The 20116-nt window shown below is 68.2% G+C and carries 19 protein-coding genes; 11 read left to right on the top strand and 8 right to left on the bottom strand.

The genetic code is table 11. The features are described from left to right. Nucleotides 1-8: 8 nt before the first annotated feature. A complete protein-coding gene (locus AC5Y5V_RS19090; protein ID WP_499938458.1) occupies nt 9-1508 on the bottom strand; it encodes a long-chain-fatty-acid--CoA ligase in 1500 nt (499 codons plus the stop codon). A 144-nt stretch (nt 1509-1652) separates the two neighbouring features. On the opposite strand from AC5Y5V_RS19090, the gene AC5Y5V_RS19095 reads away from it, so the two are divergent. Both AC5Y5V_RS19095 and AC5Y5V_RS19100 read left to right on the top strand, forming a co-directional pair. Continuing rightward, the gene (locus AC5Y5V_RS19095) at nt 1653-2831 is read left to right on the top strand and encodes a PucR family transcriptional regulator (RefSeq protein WP_499938460.1); all 1179 of its coding nucleotides are present in this window, start codon (nt 1653-1655) and stop codon (nt 2829-2831) included. Nucleotides 2832-3028: 197 nt separating this feature from the next. Further along, nucleotides 3029-3217, top strand: coding sequence for a hypothetical protein (locus tag AC5Y5V_RS19100; protein WP_499938462.1), 189 nt, complete (start codon nt 3029-3031; stop codon nt 3215-3217). Between the two features lie 49 nt (nt 3218-3266). On the opposite strand, the gene AC5Y5V_RS19105 is transcribed toward AC5Y5V_RS19100, so the two are convergent. Then, nucleotides 3267-4568 (bottom strand): PucR family transcriptional regulator, encoded by a 1302-nt coding sequence (locus AC5Y5V_RS19105; protein WP_499938464.1) that lies wholly within the window; start codon nt 4566-4568, stop codon nt 3267-3269. 139 nt (nt 4569-4707) lie between these two features. Between AC5Y5V_RS19105 and AC5Y5V_RS19110 the strand changes: the two genes are divergently transcribed. The 3 genes from AC5Y5V_RS19110 (at nt 4708) to AC5Y5V_RS19120 (ending at nt 8750) form a co-directional block, all read left to right on the top strand. Continuing rightward, nucleotides 4708-6483 carry a DUF3556 domain-containing protein gene (locus AC5Y5V_RS19110; RefSeq protein WP_499938466.1) on the top strand — a complete coding sequence of 592 codons (1776 nt, stop codon included), beginning with the start codon at nt 4708-4710 and terminating at the stop codon, nt 6481-6483. Next, nucleotides 6480-7901 carry a phytoene desaturase family protein gene (locus AC5Y5V_RS19115; RefSeq protein WP_499938468.1) on the top strand — a complete coding sequence of 474 codons (1422 nt, stop codon included), beginning with the start codon at nt 6480-6482 and terminating at the stop codon, nt 7899-7901. Before AC5Y5V_RS19110 ends, AC5Y5V_RS19115 begins: the two co-directional genes overlap by 4 nt. 177 nt (nt 7902-8078) lie before the next feature. Beyond that, entirely contained in the window at nt 8079-8750 is a 672-nt protein-coding gene (locus AC5Y5V_RS19120; RefSeq protein WP_499938471.1) for a chymotrypsin family serine protease, read from the top strand. A gap of 66 nt (nt 8751-8816) precedes the next feature. On the opposite strand, the gene AC5Y5V_RS19125 is transcribed toward AC5Y5V_RS19120, so the two are convergent. The 4 genes from AC5Y5V_RS19125 to AC5Y5V_RS19140 are packed head-to-tail and all read right to left on the bottom strand — an operon-like array spanning nt 8817 to nt 12999. Next, nucleotides 8817-9824 (bottom strand): zinc-dependent alcohol dehydrogenase, encoded by a 1008-nt coding sequence (locus tag AC5Y5V_RS19125; protein ID WP_499938473.1) that lies wholly within the window; start codon nt 9822-9824, stop codon nt 8817-8819. After that, nucleotides 9821-10999 (bottom strand): sulfotransferase family protein, encoded by a 1179-nt coding sequence (locus tag AC5Y5V_RS19130; RefSeq protein WP_499938475.1) that lies wholly within the window; start codon nt 10997-10999, stop codon nt 9821-9823. Before AC5Y5V_RS19130 ends, AC5Y5V_RS19125 begins: the two co-directional genes overlap by 4 nt. A gap of 3 nt (nt 11000-11002) precedes the next feature. After that, the gene (locus AC5Y5V_RS19135; RefSeq protein WP_499938477.1) at nt 11003-11758 is read right to left on the bottom strand and encodes an SDR family NAD(P)-dependent oxidoreductase; all 756 of its coding nucleotides are present in this window, start codon (nt 11756-11758) and stop codon (nt 11003-11005) included. Further along, on the bottom strand, nt 11755-12999 hold the full coding sequence (locus AC5Y5V_RS19140; protein WP_499938479.1) for an alkyl sulfatase dimerization domain-containing protein: 1245 nt from the start codon (nt 12997-12999) through the stop codon (nt 11755-11757). Before AC5Y5V_RS19140 ends, AC5Y5V_RS19135 begins: the two co-directional genes overlap by 4 nt. Nucleotides 13000-13041: 42 nt before the next feature. On the opposite strand from AC5Y5V_RS19140, the gene AC5Y5V_RS19145 reads away from it, so the two are divergent. The 4 genes from AC5Y5V_RS19145 (at nt 13042) to AC5Y5V_RS19160 (ending at nt 15674) form a co-directional block, all read left to right on the top strand. Then, complete coding sequence (locus tag AC5Y5V_RS19145) at nt 13042-13800, top strand: SDR family NAD(P)-dependent oxidoreductase (RefSeq protein ID WP_499938481.1); 759 nt, start codon at nt 13042-13044, stop codon at nt 13798-13800. A gap of 4 nt (nt 13801-13804) precedes the next feature. After that, nucleotides 13805-14425 carry a TetR/AcrR family transcriptional regulator gene (locus AC5Y5V_RS19150; protein WP_499938483.1) on the top strand — a complete coding sequence of 207 codons (621 nt, stop codon included), beginning with the start codon at nt 13805-13807 and terminating at the stop codon, nt 14423-14425. An 85-nt stretch (nt 14426-14510) separates the two neighbouring features. Continuing rightward, a complete protein-coding gene (locus tag AC5Y5V_RS19155; protein ID WP_499938485.1) occupies nt 14511-15368 on the top strand; it encodes a PPOX class F420-dependent oxidoreductase in 858 nt (285 codons plus the stop codon). A gap of 60 nt (nt 15369-15428) precedes the next feature. Then, nucleotides 15429-15674, top strand: a complete 246-nt coding sequence (locus tag AC5Y5V_RS19160; protein ID WP_499938487.1) for a hypothetical protein — start codon at nt 15429-15431, stop codon at nt 15672-15674. Between the two features lie 197 nt (nt 15675-15871). Here the strand turns inward: AC5Y5V_RS19160 and AC5Y5V_RS19165 are convergent, their stop codons facing one another. Beyond that, nucleotides 15872-16741 (bottom strand): 3-hydroxyacyl-CoA dehydrogenase family protein, encoded by an 870-nt coding sequence (locus AC5Y5V_RS19165; RefSeq protein ID WP_499938489.1) that lies wholly within the window; start codon nt 16739-16741, stop codon nt 15872-15874. Nucleotides 16742-16824: 83 nt separating this feature from the next. Continuing rightward, nucleotides 16825-17580: an SOS response-associated peptidase gene (locus AC5Y5V_RS19170; RefSeq protein ID WP_499938491.1), complete on the bottom strand. Its 756-nt coding sequence runs from the start codon at nt 17578-17580 to the stop codon at nt 16825-16827. A 44-nt stretch (nt 17581-17624) separates the two neighbouring features. On the opposite strand from AC5Y5V_RS19170, the gene aroA reads away from it, so the two are divergent. Both aroA and rsgA read left to right on the top strand, forming a co-directional pair. Next, on the top strand, nt 17625-18902 hold the full coding sequence (gene aroA, locus AC5Y5V_RS19175; protein ID WP_499938493.1) for a 3-phosphoshikimate 1-carboxyvinyltransferase: 1278 nt from the start codon (nt 17625-17627) through the stop codon (nt 18900-18902). Continuing rightward, complete coding sequence (rsgA, locus tag AC5Y5V_RS19180) at nt 18899-19879, top strand: ribosome small subunit-dependent GTPase A (RefSeq protein WP_499938495.1); 981 nt, start codon at nt 18899-18901, stop codon at nt 19877-19879. Before aroA ends, rsgA begins: the two co-directional genes overlap by 4 nt. Nucleotides 19880-20116 lie beyond the last annotated feature (237 nt).

Below are 20116 nucleotides of genomic sequence, written 5' to 3' on the forward strand. Positions count from 1 at the left end.
GTCTGCTTTCAGGTTGCGGGAACAGTGATGTCGCGCTTTTGGACCTTGCCGGTGGGTCCCTTGGGCAGCTCCTCGACGAGCCAGACCTGGCGCGGGTATTTGTAGGCGGCGACGCGGTCTTTGACGTAGTCGCGCAGTTCGTCGGCCGTGACCGTGGTGTCCTTCTTGAGTGCCACCGCGGCGCCGACTTCCTCGCCGAGCGAGTCGTGCGGGATGCCGACGACGGCGGCCTCGGCCACCGCGGGGTGCTCGTAGAGCACCTCCTCGATCTCGCGGGGATACACGTTGTAGCCGCCGCGGATGATCATGTCCTTGGTGCGATCGACGATGTAGAAGTAGCCGTCCTCGTCGATCCGTCCGACGTCGCCGGTGTTCAGCCAGCCGTCGGCGGTGATGGTGGCCTTCGTCGCGTCGGGCAGGTTCCAATAGCCCTTCATCACGTTGTGTCCACGGATCTGGATCTCGCCGCGCTCGCCCTGCGCGACCTCGGTGCCGTCCACGTCGACCACCCGCATCTCGACCCCTTCGACCGGCGTGCCGATCGAGCCCGCCTTGCGTGGCCGGTCGGGATGGTTGAACGAGGCCGCCGGCGAACTCTCGGACAGGCCGTAGCCTTCGAGGACCATGCAGCCGAAGGCCTCCTCGAAGTCGGCGAGCACCTGCACGGGCAGGGCCGCGCCACCGGACAGGCAGGTCCGCAGGCTGCGGGTGGCCTCCGCGACCGCCTCGTCCGCGACGCTCAGCAGCGCCGAGTACATGGTCGGCACGCCCTCGAAGACCGTGACGCCTTCGCGTTCGATCAGCTTGACGGCCTCGCGCGGGTCGAATCGCGGCAGCAGGGCCAGCGTCGCGCCGGCCAACACCGAGGCGTTCAGTCCGCCCGTCAGTCCGAACACGTGGAACAGCGGGAGGCAGCCCATCACCACGTCGTCCGGGCTGATCTGCACCAGCGTTCGCTGGCAGACATCGGCGTTGCGACTCAGATTGCCGTGGGTCAGCATGGCGCCCTTCGGTTTTCCGGTAGTGCCGGAGGTGTGCAGGATGACGGCGACGTCGTCGTCGTCGCGGCCGACGTGCGCCTCGGCAGCCGGCAGATCAGCGGTCAACTCGGCCAGCCCGGCATCGTCGACCAGCCAGCACTGCGCCCCCACCTCGGCGGCGCCGGCGGTGGCCTCGTCGGCGAACGCGGGCGTCGCGAACAGCGCCTTCGCGCCGCTGTTGGACAGATAGAAAGCCACCTCGCGCGACTTGAGCAACGGGTTCATGGGGACCGCGACGGCGCCGCGGTACATGATCCCGTAGAACGCGACGGCGAAAGCGGGTGTGTTGGGCAGCATCACGCCCACCCGATCGCCCGGCTCCACCCCGGCCCGCTCCAGCAACGTCGCCACCCGGCCCGCCGCCTCGTGCAGCTGGCTGTAGTTGACCTGCGAATCGTTGCAGCGCAACGCGATACGGTCGGGGTGACGGTCTTTGGATGCGACGAGGTTGGCGCTCAGTGCGGTCATGGGTTGCCTCCGGGAAGTGCGTATCGGGCGTATATCCAGAGTCGCGCCCGCGCGCTGAGACCACAATGTCCGCGCAAACAACGTGCGGGCCGATTCGGTGTCACCGCGCACACCCGCCTGCCTGCGGGCCTAAGGTTTCTGGGTATGGGCGCGGCCGCGGATCCGCACATCATCGAGCTCGGAAAGCTCATGCTGGCGCGCGCCCCGCAACTGGGCACGGAAATGGCGGACCTGCTGTGCCGAGAGATCGACGCCTACAGCGATGGCACCGTCGTCACCCGGGATCGGGTCGCCGAAAGCTGCGTGGCCAACGTGACGTTCATCTTTCACTCGCTGGCCGGGCACAGCGATCCCGATGTGACGCCCGCGGAGCAGACGGGCGCGGAACGCGCCCTGGCCGGGGTTCCCCTGCCGGCGGTGATGACCGCCTACCGCATGGGTTTCCGGTTTATGTGGGAGGACACGCTGGCCGCGGCGCGGGCGGCGGGCACCCCCACCGAATCGATCCTGGATGCCACGGCAAGGGTTTTCACCGCGCAGGACATCTTCACGCAAGCCATGGCCAGCGCCTACCGCCAGCAGCTGACGCTGCAGATCGTCGAGCAGGAGGAGGAACGGTCGGCCCTGGTGGAGGCGCTGCTGGGCCGGCGGATCACCGACACGCAAAGCCTTTGGGAGGCCGCCGACCTGTTGCGGCTGCCCACCTCCGGGCCGTATGTCGTGGTGGCGGCGGCGCTGCCGGCGATAGGAAAGGCCGCGCTGCCCGCCATCGAGAACAAGCTCTCCGCGCGCGACTTCCGTTCGGCGTGGCGGCTGCTGCCCGACCTGCAGGTCGGCATCGTCCACCTGCGGCCCGACGGGCTCGGCGGACTTGTGGCCATCCTCGAGCAGGCGGCGACGACCCGGGTCGGTATCAGCGCGCCGTTTCACGAGCTGTCGGAGACCAGCGACGCGCTGCGCTACGCGAGGGTGGCGGTCGGCGGGAAGGCGTCGACGGAATCGCTCGTCGCCGTGTTCGACGACACCCCGCTGGCGGTCGCCGCAGTCAGCGCCCCGGACGTCATGACGAAGATCAAGTCCGCGCTGCTGGGGCGTGTGGACGAACTGCCCGCCGAGGAGCGCGCGGTGCTCCTGGACACCTTCGAAGCCTGGCTGCGGGCCGGCGGCTCCGCCAACGACACCGCGGCGCTGATCTATTGTCATCCCAACACCGTGCGGCACCGGTTGCGCCGCATCGAGGAGTTGACCGGCCGATCGCTTTCGCGGCCAAGGGATCTCGCTGAGCTCTGCCTGGCCTTCGAGGTCGAAAAGCGTCTGCCGTAAGCAAACGTGCGGTTTGTTTCCGCGAAACAAGAACCCGTCAGAACTTAGTCGGTTCGCGACATCACAGAACCGAAGCGCCCTGGGTAGATTTTTGCGAGTGCACGGCGGTTCGGCCAACGTTAGCCCGAAACATCAAGTGCTACAACTCATCCGATAATCCTGACGATTCCGCGCAGCGGAGGAATGTAGGCGACGCCATGTCCGAAGCGATCATGCAAATCACCATCTACCTCACGATGGTGCTGTCCCCGGTGCTCGTCCCGGCGGTCCTACACGTTGTGTACGTCGTCCGTGAGCGGCGGCAGACCGCCGACCGGCAAGACCGCACCGATGCGCTCCCGCGAGTCGCCGCACGCCGTCGGCTCCCCGTCCCCGCCGCGGCGTGATCCCCGCCCCCACCGACCCGACCGGGCCCGCCATGAGTTGCAGGCCCGGTCATTTCGGCTGCAGGACCGCTGCGCCGTACCAATGACAGGCGAGCAACGCGAGTTCCACGTCCAGCCGGTCCCCACCGATCTCCATGCCGATCTCGCGGCCGCGTCGGGCCACCGCACGGCCCACGCGGTACTTCACCGAGTTGAAGTGCATGTTGAGTTCCTCGGCGGCCAGCTTGTAGCTGCAGCTGCAGCCCAAATAGACCCGTAGCGTCTCGCGCAGCCGGGCGTCGTTGTCGGTATCGGCGGCGAGGTCACCAAGTACCTCCGCCACCCACTCGCGGGACCCGGCGACGTCGCCGCCGAGCCGTGCCACCACGGACAATCCGGGATCACCGGCGGCGATCACCGTCGGCGCATTGTGCTCGCTGACGATCGCCACGCCGCGGGCCTGCACCGCCTCGCGGTGTGAGCGGCGAAAGCCGTCGACGCCGACGGAGACGCCGCCGATCGCCACGCTGGGCGGATCCGGCCGGCCCAGCGCGTACCGACGGACCGTCTCGACAGCGTCGTCGGACGGCGCCCGGTACGGCAGCCAGCCCCACCCGCAGCTGCGGTCGTCGGCAACGAACAGCGGGGCGCCGTTGGTGCCGGCAGCCTCGCCCAGTCCGCGCAGAAACCGTTGCAGCCGAGGCAGCCCGTCGACCTCGGCGCCCTGGTCCGGGTACCACATGACCAGCCCCACGTGGTGCCAGCGCAGCGGGTAGCGGATCGCGTTGGTTGCCGCGTCGACGTCAATGGCATTGGTCGCGGCCAGGATCTCGCGCACCCGAACGCCGCGCAGGCTGTTCTGGTTTTCCAGCCAGCGTTCGCGTTCGTCCTCGTAGACGCCGACGACCTGCTGCGACATCCAGTCGATGTAGTCGAATATCGCGGCGCTCATCGCCTCGATCACCGCCACCCGCATCGATTCGGGGATATCGGTCGCGCGCAATTCGGCGAAGATCAGCTCGTTCATCCGGCGCTGACCCAACCGATAGGCGCGCACCAGGGCGTTCACGGGCACGCCGTGCTGGGCCAGGCGGCGGGCGTATTCCAGCGCCGCCGTCGGCGCCTCGACGCGCTCGACGGCGATCTGGTAGCGCAGCGCGCGCAACATCGTGTCGACGTTGCCCTCGACGCTGGCGCCGAGCAGCTCGGCGATCCGCGGGTCCCGGGGCAGATCCGGGATCTGATTCTCGAGGGCGCGATGGATCTCCGCCACCGCGTCGGCCAACCGGCCGTGCAGTTGACCGGCGATCTCGGCGACGTAGCGGTCCACGCCGACTTGAACATCGAGGCCTCGAGGACCTTGCTTGCTCATCCCAGTGACGTTAGACCTCGGGGTTGTCTTCCAGCGATAACCCCGCTGGACGGCTTTGTCGATCAGCGACTGTCTAGCGCCGCGCGCGATTCCTAACGTTGGCGACAGCCTTATCGCCATTCGTCAAGGAGCAACGACCATGGGATTCACCAAGCCAACCCTCCCCGCATTCGACCAGGATGCGTTTCTGCGCAAACCGCTAATGGAACGGATTCGGATCCTCGGCGCGGACTGGGCCGAAAACGGTTTCGGCTCACCGCGGATGGTCCATCTGATCTACATCGTGAAGTTGGTGCTCTTCGCGATCGGGGGCATCACGGTGGCCACCGCCACGTCGGGACTGCCGGCCTTCTGGCATGTGGCCGAGTGGTGGAACCAGCCCATCGTCTATCAGAAGGTCATCCTGTGGACCGTGCTGCTCGAGTCCGTCGGCATCGCGGGGTCCTGGGGACCGCTGGCCGGCAAGGTCAAGCCGATGACGGGCGGCATCCTGTTCTGGGCGCGGCCGGGCACCATCCGGCTGCGGCCATGGAAGTGGATGCCGTTCACCGACGGTGACCGGCGCGGCTGGTTCGACATCGCGCTGTACGTGGGCATGCTGGTGAGCCTGGCGGTGGCGCTGGTGCTGCCGGGCGTGCACAGCGACTCTTTGTCAAAGATGCTGCCGGACAACATATCCGGATTGGTCAACCCTGCCCTGCTGCTGGCCCCGATGGCGCTGATGGTGCTGATCGGATTGCGGGACAAGACCATCTTCCTGGCCGCGCGCGGTGAGCAGTACTTCCCGGCGCTGCTCTTCTTCACCGTGCTGCCCTTCACCGACATGATCATCGCGCTGAAGATGCTGATCGTTGTCGTGTGGGTCGGTGCCGGCTTCTCCAAGTTCGGCAAGCACTTCTCCAACGTCATACCGCCGATGGTCAGCAACAGCCCGTTCATTCCGTTCAAGTCGCTCAAGCGGGCCCACTACCGGGAGTTCCCGCACGACATGCGGCCGTCGCGGGTGGCCGGCTTCATGGCCCACGTGAACGGAACTTTCGTCGAGATCGCCGCCCCGCTGGCGCTGTTCTTCTCCACCAACAAGTGGCTGACTCTGGCCGCGGCGCTGTTCATGGTGGGATTCCACCTGTTCATCATCTCGACGTTCCCGCTGGCGGTTCCGCTGGAATGGAACGTCGTGTTCGCCTACACCACGGTGTTCCTGTTCCTCGGCTTCCCGGCCTGGCACGGTTACTACATCACCGACATGTCCTCGCCGTGGCTGACTGCGGCGCTGGCGGCGGGTCTGCTGTTCTTCCCGGTGCTGGGCAACCTGCGCCCGGACAAGGTGTCGTTCCTGCCGTCGCTACGTCAGTACGCCGGCAACTGGGCGTCGGCCGTGTGGACGTTCGCACCCGGCACCGAAGCGAAGCTGAACCGGGTCACCCGCTCGACCGGCAACCAGGTGGACCAGTTCGTCGCCTTCGGCTACGACCCGACCTTCGCGGAGATCACCTGCCAGAAGACGATCGCCTGGCGCTCCATGCACAGCCAGGGCCGGGGCCTGTTCTCGCTGCTGATCAGCCGCCTGCCCGACGTCGACGCCCGCACCGTGCGGGAGGGCGAATTCATCTGCAACTCCCTGATCGGTTTCAACTTCGGTGACGGGCACCTGCACAATGAAGACTTGATCAACGCCGTGCAGCGTGAAGCCGAGTTCGAACCGGGCGAGTGCGTCATCGCCTGGGTGGAGTCCGAGGCCTTCGGCAGCGGTGTCCAGCACTACCAGCTGATCGACGCGGCCCTCGGGGTCATCGAGCGCGGCACCTGGAACGTGGCGGACGCGGTCGCCGAGCAGCCCTGGCTGCCCAACGGCCCCATCCCCACCCAGGTCGGATGGTCGCTGCGCGACGGGAAGCAAGGAGTGTCGGTATGAGCACAGCAGTGGTGGTGGGCGGCGGGCCGAACGGCCTGTCCGCCGCCATCTCCCTGGCCGCCGAGGGCGTGGACGTCACCGTGCTGGAGGCGGCCGACGAGGTCGGTGGCGGCGCCCGCAGCAGCGAGGCCATCCTCCCCGGCCTGCTGCACGACCACTGCTCGGCGATCCACCCGATGGCCGTCGGCTCGCCGTTCCACGCCGAGTTCGACCTGCAGCGGCACGGGCTGAACTGGCGCCTGCCGGAGATCGACTGCGTGCATCCGCTGGACGGCGGATCCGCCGGGGTGCTGTACCGGTCGGTGGACCAGACCGCTTCGGCTCTCGGCCGCGACGGGTCGCGTTGGCGGTTGGCGTTCGGCTACCCGGCGTCGCGGTTCGACGCCCTGAGCGACGACATCATGGGCCCACTGCTGCGGTTGCCGCACCACCCGGTGAAGTTGGCCCGCTTCGGAGGCCCGACGCTGCTGCCGGCGTCGACGTTCGCCCGGCTGTTCCGCACCGCGGCGGCGCGGGCGCTGTTCGGAGGTGTTGCGCTGCATGCCTTCCGGCCGCTGCACTACCCGATGACCACGGCGATCGGGATGGGCATCGTCGCGTCCGGACACCGGCACGGCTGGGCGGTCGCCGAGGGCGGAACGCAGGCGATCACCAACGCGATGGTCGCGGCGCTGGGCGAGCTGGGCGGCAAGATCGAGACGGGTGTGCGAGTCTCGGCCGCCTCGCAGCTGCCGCCCGCCGACATCACGATGTTCGACCTGGCCCCCGGCGCGGTCGCGGGCATTCTCGGGGACCGGCTGCCGCGGCGGATCTCGCGGGCGTTCCGTAGATTCCGGCGCGGGCCGGGCGCGTTCAAGGTCGATTTCGCCGTCGAGGGCGGCGTGCCGTGGACGAATCCGGATGCGGGCCGGGCCGGCACGGTGCATCTCGTCGGCAACTACGCGGAACTGGCGTTCACCGAGCGCGAGATCCACGCCGGACGGATGCCCGAACGTCCGTTCGTGCTCGTCGGGCAGCAGTATCTGGCCGACCCCGGGCGATCGGTCGGCGACGTTCATCCGGTGTGGAGCTACGCGCACGTGCCCAACGGCTACACCGGCGACGCGACCGAGGCCATCGTCGCGCAGATCGAGCGGTTCGCCCCCGGCTTCCGCGACCGCATCGTCGGGCAGGCCGTGCGGAGCACCACCGAGATATCTTCGTACAACCTCAATTACGTCGGCGGAGACATCATGACCGGCTCGAAGGACATTCGCCAGTTGACGTTCGGTCCGCGAATCACGCTGTCGCCCTACACCCTTGGCGTGCCGGGGATGTACATCTGCTCGGCGGCCGCCCCGCCGGGGCCCGGCGCGCACGGCATGTGCGGCGCCAACGCCGCGCGGCTGGCGTTGCGCCGGCTGGGCTCGCGGGGCTAATCGCGAGGTATCGCGCGACGGGGCCTTTGCGGCGGGGCCACGCGCGGGACTTCGCGAGCGTAACCACACTGCGAAAACCGCGACCGGATTCCGCAGCCACGTTACGCTCGCGCGCCGTCCCCAAACCCGCGCCAAACCGCCAAGAATTCCCCAAGACGTTCCCGGCACGTTACGCCGATGATCGCGAAGTTGTTCGGCGCGCTCGTCGCCGCAATGGCGCTGGCGGCGCTCGTCCCCGCGCCCGCCCATGCCAGAGGCGGCGTCCTGACGGTGGGCATGAAGTTACATATCAACTCCCGCGACTGTTCGTTGGGGTTCTTCGCGACGGACTCGGTCGGCGACCAGCTCGCCGTCACGGCTGGGCACTGCGCGCAGGCGTTGCATGAAAGGGTCTACAACGCGTGGGGTCAGCAGATCGGCGAAGTTGTCGCCTGGCAGCCAGATGCCAAGGACGGCAATGGAAAACTGACCGGCTCGCGCGGGTTCACGGTGATCTACACCTACAAATCCTTCGGCATCCAGGCGTTCTTCGCCCGCGTCGGGACGGCCAAGGTCGGCGATCGCGTACGCCTCTACGGGCAGCGAACCGCCGGTACCAACGGCACGGTCACCGATGTCTCGCACACCACGGGCAGGCCCGACCTGGACCTGCTCACCTCCAATGTTGCTCAGGCCCCTGGCGATTCGGGCGGCCCGTTGTACACGCAGGGCCCGACGTTGGTCGGGATTGCGTCGAGCACCAGCGACGGAAGCGGGGCCGCGCAGGCGCAACCCATCGATTCGCTCGAGCAGGAAATCAGGACGGGCGCCGGACGCTATGGCCGGGGCTTCTCCGTGTACGTGCGGTGACCCCGCGAGCAGACGCAAAATCCCCCAAAACGCATCGTTTTGGCGGGCTTTTGCGTCTGCTCGGCACTAGAAGGTGACCACTACTTTGTCGGCGGCACCGGGCGTGCTCGCCAGCCGCAATGCCTCCGTGACGTCGTCGAACGGGACGGTGTGGCTGACGATCAGCGCATACTTCTCCCAGTTCGCAACGATGTCCTTGGTCACCTCGAAGATTTCGTCGGGATAGCCCATGCTGCCGACGATGGTGATCTCGTTGCTCATCAGGTTCACGAACTCGACCGGCACCGGCTCCTTGTGCACGCCGACGATACCCAGGGTCGCACCCTTCTGGGCGGCCGCCAGGGCCGTGTTGACGACGGCGGGGACGCCCGCGCAGTCGAGGTAGATGTCGGTGGCCGCTTTGCCGGGAAACATGCTTTCCCCCGAACCGTGCAGTTCGATGAGGCGCCCGACGACATCCTCGTCGGCCGCGTTGACGACGGCGTCGGCACCGACCCGCAGCGCCTTGTCCAGTCGGGCCGGGATCAGGTCCACGACGACCACGTGCCGGACGCCGACGGATTTGAAGGCCAGCACGGCGCCCAGCCCCACCGGCCCGGCGCCGAAGACGACGACGTTGTCGGAAGGCCGCGGCTTGCAGCGGTTCACACCGTGCCGCGCGACGGCCATCGGCTCGTTCAGCGCGGCGACCTGCCACGGGATGTGCTTTGGGATCACTTCCAAACTTGTTCCGCAGACGGCGTTTTCGATCAGCAGGTAATCGGCCAGCGCACCGGCCGCTCCCCCGTTGCCGATGATGCCGCCCGGAGCGGCCATCGGGTTGATCACGACGTGGTCGCCGACGGCGACACCGGACACGGCCGAGCCGACCTCGACGACCTCGCCCGCGGGTTCGTGTCCCAGGGGCAGGCGGCCCTGCCGCGGCGGGATGCCGCCGATGCTGATGTAGAAGGCGTCGGAGCCGCAGATGCCGCAGGCGCGCATCGCCACCAGCACGTCGTCGGGACCGACCGTCGGGCGTTCCGCGTCGACGACCTCCGTGCGACCCGGCCCGGTGACCATGGCGGCCTTCACGGCGCCACCTCCAGCTCGATGTCGAAGGTGTCCAGGTATTCGGCGAAGACCGGTTCGAGTTCCGGCACGCTCAGCCCGTACTCCTCGAGGCTGTAGGAGCTGAGGCCGAACCGGTCCTGAGGATGCCCGGCGAGCCAATTGCGCATGCGCGCTTCGGCTTCGGCGGTGAGCGGGTCACCGGCCCACTCGTAGATGCGCCGCATGACATCCATCGGGTCACGCATCATCTCGTGGTAGTACATGTCGAAGAACCGGTCCGCGCCGATCCGCTCGCGGGCCCGCAGCGGCCGCTCGACGTGGTATCGCATCTGCCACCGGGCGTCGCGTCCCATCGCCTCCAGGTCCAGCGCGTGCTGCGTCATTCCCTTCGGCAGCCGCCACAGGTTGGCCAGCGAACTCGTCGCCCTGTACGGGTCGCGGTGGGCCCACACCAGTCGCGCGTCGGGAAACACCGTCAGCAGCGCCTCGATGTGCACCGAGTGCGACGGCATCTTCAGGCTCCACGCACCCGGCGCGGTGGATTGCAGCACCTGCAGGTAGCGCTTCTGGTACTCGTAGGTGCTCAACATGTCGGTCTCGTCGAACAGCCATTCCGCGTAGCGCCGCGTCGACAGGAAGGAGTCCCAGGACAGGCCCTTGAAATCCTGGTTGTGGATGAACATGTCCTCGGTGGGTCCGTCGGCGTCTTCCCAGTGCGGCAGCGGCACTTTCGCCTGTGTGACCAGCTCCAGGATCTTGCGCTGCTCCTCCAGCAGGCCCAGGCAGCGCGGGTCGGTGCGCAACATCTCGGCGGGCGCCGGCGGGATCGGGTCCACGCACTGCCAGTGCAGCAGCGATCGTCGGGCCGGGTCCTGGTCCAGCAGGTAGCTGATCACGGTGGTGCCGGTGCGCGGCATGCCGAGCACGATCAGCGGCCTCTCGACCGGCGTGTCGAGCACCTCGGGGTGGGACTGGATGTAGTCGTGGACCTGCAGGCGCCGGCCGAGGGCGTCGGTGGCGTCGTTGAGGATCCGGTCGCGGCCGAACGGGGTGAACGCCGGCGAGGTGTTGACCTCGTCGACGATGATTTCCAGCCCGTCCCGCCAGGAGTCGGAGTCGGTCTCGGTGAGGCCGGTGCGCTGCGCGGCGAGCTTGAAAACGTCTTCCGCGCAGGCGATCGAGTCGAATTCACCCATGGCTCAGACCGTCAGGTAGCCGCCGTCGACGGCGATCGTCGACCCGGTGATGTAGGACGCGGCGTCGGTACAGAGGAACAGCGTCGCACCCGCACAGTCGCGCGGCGTGCCGGGTCGGCCGAGCGGCGTGTGAAAGCCGATCTCGACATCCATCACCTGCGGGATGCTCATCGCCGGATGCGTCATCCGGGTGTCGATGAGGCCGGGCGCGATGGCATTGACCCGGATGCCGTCGTTCGCCCAGCGACGGGACAGATTCATGGTCAACGAGACCAGGCCCATCTTCGACGATCCGTACCCGGGGACGAAGACGGCCGACCGGAAGGCCGACATCGAGACGACGCTGACCACGCTTGCCCCGCCGGCGGCCGTGCTCGCCTTGAGCAACTCGTGACAACGCATGGTCAGTCGCATGGGACCGAGCAGGTTCTGGGCCACCGACGCGACGTAGCCGTCCGGATCGTATTCGTCGCCCGCCGGATAGGGCCCACCGGCGTTGTTGATCAGAATGTCCAGCGCGGTCAGCGAGTTTGCCAGCGCATCGACGGACTCGGGCTCCTGAATCCGGCACTGCCGATACTCGAACGCGCTGAGATCCGCGCCGTCCGATTCGTAATCGGTGGCAGCCGGGCGTGTTCCGGTGATCGTCACCGAGGCCCCGGCTTCGGCAAAAGCGGCGGCGATGCCGTTGCCGATGCCGCTGGTGCCCCCGGTAACCAGCACGTTGGCGCCGGTGAAGTCGAAGCGCAGGGTGTTCATTCGGTGTCCCTCAATTCGTTGATCTCCTTGGTGAGCCAGGCTCTTTCCCAGAAGTTCTCGGTGCCGGCCAGCAGCGCCTCGTGGGCATCGCCGGCCACCTTGCGGGCTCCGGCGTGGCCGGGCTCGGCGGCGAGGACGAGGTCGGTCAACTGCAGCGCCTGCACCGCGCGTCCGGCGGCGACGTGGCTGCCGGCCGCCTCGACGAGACTCGCCGCACCGGCGGCGCTGACCACCTCTGCCGCAACGGCATTCGGCGCAACCCCGTAGAGCTCGGTGGTCGATCGGTGCTGGAACCAGCCGGCGTACATCTCCCAGATGGCGCGCACATTCCAGGACGTCTTGCCGTAGCCTTCGCCGACGTCGAGGTGCTCAGGAATCCTGACCTCGCGCATGGCGGTGTAGACGTCGGCCCCAGAATTCATCAGCTCGAGGGTGCGATCGTGAACGGCCTGCATGGCGTCACGCATCGCGGTGACCTCCTCGGCGATGCGATCGGCGCCCTCGATGGGGGTGAAGTGGCCGGTGATGATCTTGTCCGGCCCGAACTCCAGCACCGTGTTCAGCGACTCGATGTAGAGCACCGGGTCGCGGTACCTGTCGCCGCGAATGGTCATCAGGTTCGGCACGTGCCCGAACAACGGTCCGAAAAGATTACCGCTGAACAGGATTCGCTCTGACGGCAGCCACACCACGATCGAGTCGGTGGTCTCGCCGCCGGGTGTCCACGCCAGCTCGAAGGTGCGCCCGCCGACCGTCAGCTCGTGGTGACGGTCGAACGTCGTGGTCGGTTCGGGAAACGTGAAGTCGAAGGCGGCGGGGTCCTGCGTCTTGGCGTGCTCGATCACCGCGTCCGAGAACTTCTGGAACGCAAACGCCGTCTTGGGCACGCGATAGCCCATCAGGCGTTGGTTGTCGTCGCGCCAGTACCGGTAATTGCGGTGCATGACGATCTCGGTGTGCTCGTCGCGTAGCGCGTTCACCGCACCCCAGTGGTCGGCGTGCCCCTGGGTGATGACGATCGCGCGGGTGGGACCCGTGACGTCGGCAAAAGCCTTGCGGTGCAACGGCCCTTCGAACACCAGCCCGGCGTTGACGACGACGCGGCCGTCGTCGGTGCCGACCGCGTAGGCGTTGGAGACGCCGGACGACATCCAGATGTCGTCGCCCAGCGGTGTCGCGGCGGCGCCGGTGGCCGCCGCGAGTTCGGCGGCACCGGGGCGCTCTCGATGAATCCCGGCCATGAGATGCGATCCTCTATAGTTCTAGAGGTAATGTCAACAGACATGGGACTACGCGGACTGGCCGGCAAGGTTGCGGTGGTGGTCGGCGGCGCTACCGGCATCGGCGCGGCGACCGCCGCCCGGCTCGGCGCGGAGGGCTGCCGGGTGGTGATCGGCGACGTGGCCGTCGATGCCGCGGCGCAGACCGCCGCCCGCATCGTCTCGGCGGGCGGGGCCGCGACGCACGTCGGCTTCGACCTGGCCGAGCCCGAGTCGGTCGCCGCGCTGATCGACGCCGCCGAAGAGGTCGACCTGATGTTCAACGTCGGCGCGGACATGTCGGCGCTGGCCGGCGACTCCGACGTGGTCGACATCGATTTCGCCGTGTGGGACCGGGTGATGGCGGTGAACCTGCGCGGGTATGTGGCCGCCATGAAGTACGCCATCCCGCGCATGCTGGCCCGCGGTGGCGGCGCGATCGTCAACATGTCCTCGGCCGCGGCGTTCCAGGGCGAGCCCGCCCGGCCTGCGTACGCGACCGCCAAGGCCGGAATCGGCGCGCTGACAAGACATGTCGCGTCGCGGTGGGGCAAGGAAAGCATCCGCTGCAACGCGGTCGCGCCCGGGTTCACCGCGACCGAGGCCATCCGCTCCGTGCCGCAGTGGGAGCAGCTGCAGGCCGGCGCGCTCAAACGCATCCGCGGTGACCGCGTCGGCGCTCCCGACGACATCGCGTCGCTGGTCGCCTTCCTGCTGAGCGAGGAAGGCGCGTGGATCAACGGTCAGGTGATCAACATCGACGGCGGCACGGTGCTGCGCTGACCCCATGACGGCCAACCCAACGAGGAGACGCAACGGCGACGAGCGGCGGCGCGAGTTATGTGACGCGGCAATCCAGGTGTTGGCCGAGCACGGGTCGCGTGGGCTCACCCATGGACAGGTGGACAAGTACGCCGGGGTTCCCGACGGCACCACGTCGTACTACTACCGCACGCGCGCGGCGCTGCTGCGCGGCGTCGGGCGGCGCGTCGCCGAAATCGACACGGCCAACCTGCAATCGGTGATCGACACGCCGCTGGACCCGGATTCGCCGTTCACGCACCTCGCGGAGCTGACGATGATGCAGGCCGACGGGCCGGGCCTGATACTGAATCGGGCGCGGCACGAGCTGCTGCTGGGCGCCGCACGCGATGCCGGCCTGGCCGAGACGTCGCAGGATTTCGCGGCGCGGATCATCGGCCTCGCGCGCGACGCCATCGCCCACCTACAACCCGGTACCGACGATCCCGACCTGCTCGCGGAGCAGACCACCGCCGTCACCACGTTCATCGCGGGAGTGTTCACCCGGCTGGCCGCCGGCGACCACGCGATCAACAGCGCCGAGCAACTGGCGCGGCTGCTGCAGGCCGTCGCCACGGCCGTCACGTTTGCCGGCGAGCCGCCATAAGTGCTCGCGTCACACATCCTCGTGTCACACATCTGCGCGCCGTCTCGTCTGGCATTGCGAAGACGACACGACTGGAGGACGGCACATGATTCCTGGCGCAACCCCGGCACGGGTATACCTGGTCGCGGCCACGGCACTGACCGGGTTGGTCACCGGCGGGATCGGGGTCTGGTGTCTGAGCAGTCCCTTCTCGTTCGCAATGGCCGTCGGGTTCCCCGCACATGAACACTTCCTGCACGACCTCGGCGCGTTCCAGGTGGGGTTCGGCCTGGCGCTGCTGCTCGCTTTGATCTGGTCGGATGCGCTGGTCACCGTACTTGCCGGATACTTCGTGGCCAACACCGTGCATACCGTGAATCACGTCGTCGACCTCGACCTCGGCGGCTCGGCGCTGCAGGCGTGGGCACTCGGCGCGGCATCGGTCGTGATGGGCATCGCGATCGCCCTGCGGCTGGGTCAACTGGGCTATGTCCTGGGCGAAGTCGGCGTGGCGACCGACCCGCTGCTAGTCCCGTTCGTTCGGCAGAAGACAATCAGGCTCACCACATTTCGCAAGGATGGTACCGCTGGAACCAGTCCCGTCAGCGTCGTCGTGGACGGCGACCGTGCCTACTTTCGCACGTACGAACGAGCGATTAAGGCACGCCGGATCCGGCGCGACCCGAACGTCGAATTCGGCCCCGCGACGATGTCGGGCAAGCCGACCGGACCGATGCTGCCGGCGCGTGTGCGCATGCTCGAGGGGTCCGAGTACCGAGATGCGGCGCGACTGCTGCGGCGCAAATACCCCGTGCTGCATGGCGTGGTCGTCCCGTTGGTGCACCGCCTGATGCGGTCCAGGTATGGACGGACAGTGCATGCAGAGCTGATTCCGCCGCCGGTGTCGGAGTCCCGCTGTAACAGCCGCACGCGCGTCACCGATAGCTCTGGTGTAGTGGCCTGACCAGGCCTAACGTTAGTGCTCTGGCTCCAAGGGGGAGCACCGCACGAGGATTGGATGGACATGAAGCGATCGACGTTCGGAGTTGTCGCCGCGGGTGTGCTGGTTGCGGGATCAGTGACGATCGGCGTGGGCACCAGCAACGCGGACACGGTGCAGACCGAGGGGAGCTACCCGACCCACCAGGCGTGTCAGGACGCCGGGCCCGGCAAGAAGGTCACCGTACCGCCATTCACGTGGACGGACTTCTTCTGCGCTCCCGATCCCAAGGTTCACGGCAACTGGTTGCTGACTCTCCGCATGCCCTAGGCATGCCTGGGTGCGCCGCGCTGCGGGCGCCCGTTTCATCCGCTGCACCCAACGTGCTCCGACGTCGAAAGGGCCGTGCGCCCCGCCATTTCTGCGCAAAAGGGGCGTCGGATGCATCCCTCACGCCGAGAGTGAAGTGACCGCGAAAAAGCGGCGGGTTTTTCGCAGGGAATTCACGTTGGGCGAAAGGAGCGGCTTTAGCGATACGGGTAGAAGCCCTCGCCGCTCTTGAGCCCCAGTTTGCCGGCGTCGACATACTCCTGCAGCAGGTCGCGCGGGCCCTTGGGCAGGTTTGCGAACTCGTCGACGTAGTGGTTCTCGATGTCCAGCGCGACGTCCAACCCGACCAGGTCCATCATCTGGAACGGCCCCGCCGGCACACCCCAGTTCACCTTGAACATCCCGTCGACGTCCTCCGGGCGGGCCACGCCTTCGGCGACGACGGCTAGGCACTCGCGCTTGATGGCCGCCCAGACCCGATTGAAGATGAACCCGGTGCACTCCTTGCGCGCCTCGAAGGGATGCACGCCGAACTCCGGCAGCACGGCCAGGAGGGTGTCGAGCAGGCCGCGGTCGGTCTGGCCGTCGGACATCAGGTCGAGCGCGTTGAACTGCGGCGGCATGTAGAAGTGCGTATTGCACAGGCGCGTCTTGTCGCGCACATTTTCGGCCATCAGGCGCGACGGGTACGACGACGAGTTGGTCGCGAAGATGGTGTCCGGCGGCGCGGCCCGGTCGATCTCGCCCCACAGCGGGATCTTGACGTCGAGGCGCTCCGGGACGGACTCCACCGCAAGCCAGGTCCCGTCCAGCGCCTCCTGCAGCGACCCCGTGCCGACGACGGTGCCCACCTCACCAAAGCCTCTGCCGGCCACCAGGTTCGGTAGGTTTTCCGTCACAAACCGGGTGGCCTCGTCGCGCTGTTCGGCGCGGCGCGCATAGATCCGCACGGTACCGCCGCGGCTGGCCAGCATCAGCGCAATGCGCCGGCCCAGGGTGCCCGCGCCGATCACGGCGGCCGGGCGGTTTCGGATCTCTTCGAACGTGTAGGTGTAGGAGCCGGTCACACACGCATGTTATGGCGCGGACACACCCGCGGATCCGTAGCCGAACGACAAAGATCAGCCGAGAGTTGTCGGCGACGAATAAGTCAGAGCAGGGTGATCTGCTCGGGCTCCGGCTCGGCGGGCTCCAACAGCTCGGGCCCGTTGTTGCGAATGCTGTTGACCAGCCGCGACACTTCGCGCACGTCGATGCCGTGCACATCCGGCGGGCGGGCCAGCAGCGCGGTGTCGAGCGGCGCGTCGGGATTCAGCCAGGCATCCCAGTCCTCCTCGGCCAGGATCAGCGGCATCCGGTCGTGGATCTGCGCCAGCTCGCCCACCGCGTCGGTGGTGATGATCGTGCAGCTCAGCAGCGGGTCGGCCTGCTTGTCCGCCTTCCACACCGACCACAGCCCCGCCATGAACAGCGGCTCACCGTCGTCGCGGTGCATGAAGTACGGCGTCTTCGGCGACTTCTGCTCCGAATTGGCCCGCCATTCGTACCAGCCGTCCATCGGCACCAGGCAGCGCTTGCTCTTCGCCGAGGTCCGGAACGCCGGCGACGTGGCCACCTTGTCGGCGCGGGCGTTGATCAGCAGCGGGCCTTTGGTGTCCGGCGCGCCGTCCGGACCGGCCTTCACCCAGGGCGGCAGCAGCCCCCAACGCATCAGCCGCACCCGGCGGGTGGCCTCGTCGTCGGGCTCGTCGTGGCGGGTCACTACGGTTGCGATGCTCGTGGTGGGGGCGACGTTGTAGTTCGGCTCGGACGCCCGAGCGTCCATAGCCGCTGTAGTTTCATCGATCGCCTTGATCTTCTCGGCCAGCAGGGCCGGATCAGTCGTCACCGCAAACCGTCCACACATGCCTCCCATGGTGGCAGAGCGGTCCGACAAGCCATGATGGTGCGGTGAGCACATGGACGGCACCGACCGCGTCGGCGCCGGTACACGCGACCGTGACCGTCCCGGGCTCGAAATCGCAGACCAACCGGGCGCTGGTGCTCGCGGGCCTGTCGGCCGCGCAGGGGCAGGGCACGTCGACGGTCTCGGGCGCGCTGCGCAGCCGGGACACCGACCTGATGATCGGCGCCCTGCTGACGCTGGGCCTGCGCGTCGACGGCGACGGCTCCGACCTCACAATCAGCGGCCAAATCCGGCCGGGCCCCGACGCCCGGGTGGACTGCGGCCTGGCCGGCACGGTCCTGCGTTTCGTGCCGCCGCTGGCCGCGCTGAGCGCCGTCCCGGTCACCTTCGACGGCGACGAGCAGGCCCGGGCCCGGCCCATCGCACCGCTGCTGGACGCGCTGCGCGGGCTCGGTGTCGCGATCGACGGCACCGGGTTGCCGTTCCGGGTGGCTGGCAGCGGGTCGGTCGCCGGGGGCACGGTAGCAATCGACGCATCGGCGTCGTCGCAATTCGTGTCGGGCCTGTTGCTGTGTGGGCCGTCGTTCACCGAGGGCCTGACCGTGCAACACACCGGCGCCACGCTGCCGTCGGCGCCTCACATCGCGATGACGGTCGCGATGCTGCGGCAAGGGGGCGTCGAGGTCGACGACTCCGCCCGCAACCAATGGCGGGTGCGGCCGGGCCCGGTCCGCGCCCGGCACTGGGACGTCGAGCCCGACCTGACGAACGCCGTCGCCTTCCTGTCCGCGGCCGTGGTCACCGGCGGCACCGTGCGCATCACGGGCTGGCCCGCCGCCAGCGTGCAGCCCGCCGACCACATCCTGGAGATCCTGGGTAAGCTGAATGCCGTTGTCAGCCATACCGATTCAGGGTTCGAGGTGCGCGGCGTCGCCTATGACGGCTTCGCCGTCGACCTGCGCGACGTCGGCGAGCTCACCCCGACGGTGGCGGCGCTGGCGGCCCTGGCCACGCCAGGCTCGGTGTCGCGACTGAGCGGCATCGCCCATCTGCGCGGCCACGAAACCGACCGGCTCGCCGCGCTGAGTACGGAGATCAACCGCCTGGGCGGCGACTGCCGCGAAACCGCGGACGGCTTGGTGATCACCGCGACGCCGCTGGGTCCCGGCACCTGGCGCGCCTACGCCGATCACCGGATGGCGATGGCCGGCGCGATCGTCGGGCTGCGGGTGGCCGGCGTCGAGGTGGACGACATCGGCGCCACCACCAAGACGCTGCCGGAGTTCCCGCAACTGTGGACCGAAATGGTGCTCGGCACTTGAGGCCTGGCGACTACGACGAGTCCGACGTCAAGATCCGCTCCGGCAGGGGTTCACGACCCCGCACCAAGACCCGCCCGCAGCACGCCGACGCCGAGACCGCCATGGTGGTCAGCGTCGATCGCGGCCGCTGGGGCTGCGTGCTGGGCGGGGACCCCGACCGCCGAGTCACCGCCATGCGGGCGCGCGAGCTCGGTCGCACGCCGATCGTCGTCGGCGACGACGTCGACATCGTCGGCGACCTGTCCGGCCGCACCGACACCCTGGCCCGCATCGTTCGCCGTGGACCGCGGCGAACGGTGTTGCGGCGCACCGCCGATGACACCGATCCCACCGAGCGGGTGGTGGTCGCCAACGCCGACCAGCTGCTGATCGTGGTGGCACTGGCCGACCCGCCGCCGCGCACCGGCCTGGTCGACCGCACGCTGATCGCCGCCTACGCCGGCGGCCTCACGCCGATCCTGTGCCTGACCAAGACGGACCTCGCCCCGCCCGAACCGTTCGCCGAACAGTTCGTAGACCTGGACCTGACGGTGGTCGCGGCCGGCGTCGACGATCCGCTGCTCGCCGTCGCGGATCTGCTGGACGACAAGATCACCGTGCTGCTGGGGCATTCGGGCGTCGGCAAGTCGACGCTGGTGAATCGCCTTGTGCCCGAGGCGGACCGGGCCGTCGGTGAGGTCACCGACATCGGCCGCGGCCGGCACACCTCGACGCAGTCCGTGGCCCTGCCGCTGGACGCCGGCGGCTGGGTGATCGACACCCCCGGCATCCGCTCGTTCGGGTTGGCCCACATCGAGCCCGACGACGTGATCATGGCGTTCAACGACCTGGCCGAGGCGATCGAGGACTGCCCGCGCGGCTGCGGGCACCTGGGTCCGCCGGCCGACCCCGAGTGCGCGCTCGACGCACTCACCGGTCCCGCCGAGCGGCGGGTCGCGGCCGCCCGGCGACTGCTGGCCGCGCTCAGCGAGCAGTGACCCGGCTCGGCCTCTGCCGAGCGCGAACGTACGGCACCATGCCGCGGTGACCGGCATTACGTGTCCGCTCGCGCCGACGGCGCAGGGGCGCTCACCTCTGTCGAGAAACCGTGCGGTTGCGCAACTGCCGGCGGCAATCTCACTTCGAGTACGTGCAACCATCGCGAAATGCATTCGCACGCAACCTAAGCCGTGCGTGTCGCACATTTTTTGCTGCACAGAGCGCATGAGCCTAGG

It is taken from the genome of Mycobacterium sp. NGS68, assembly GCF_059812195.1.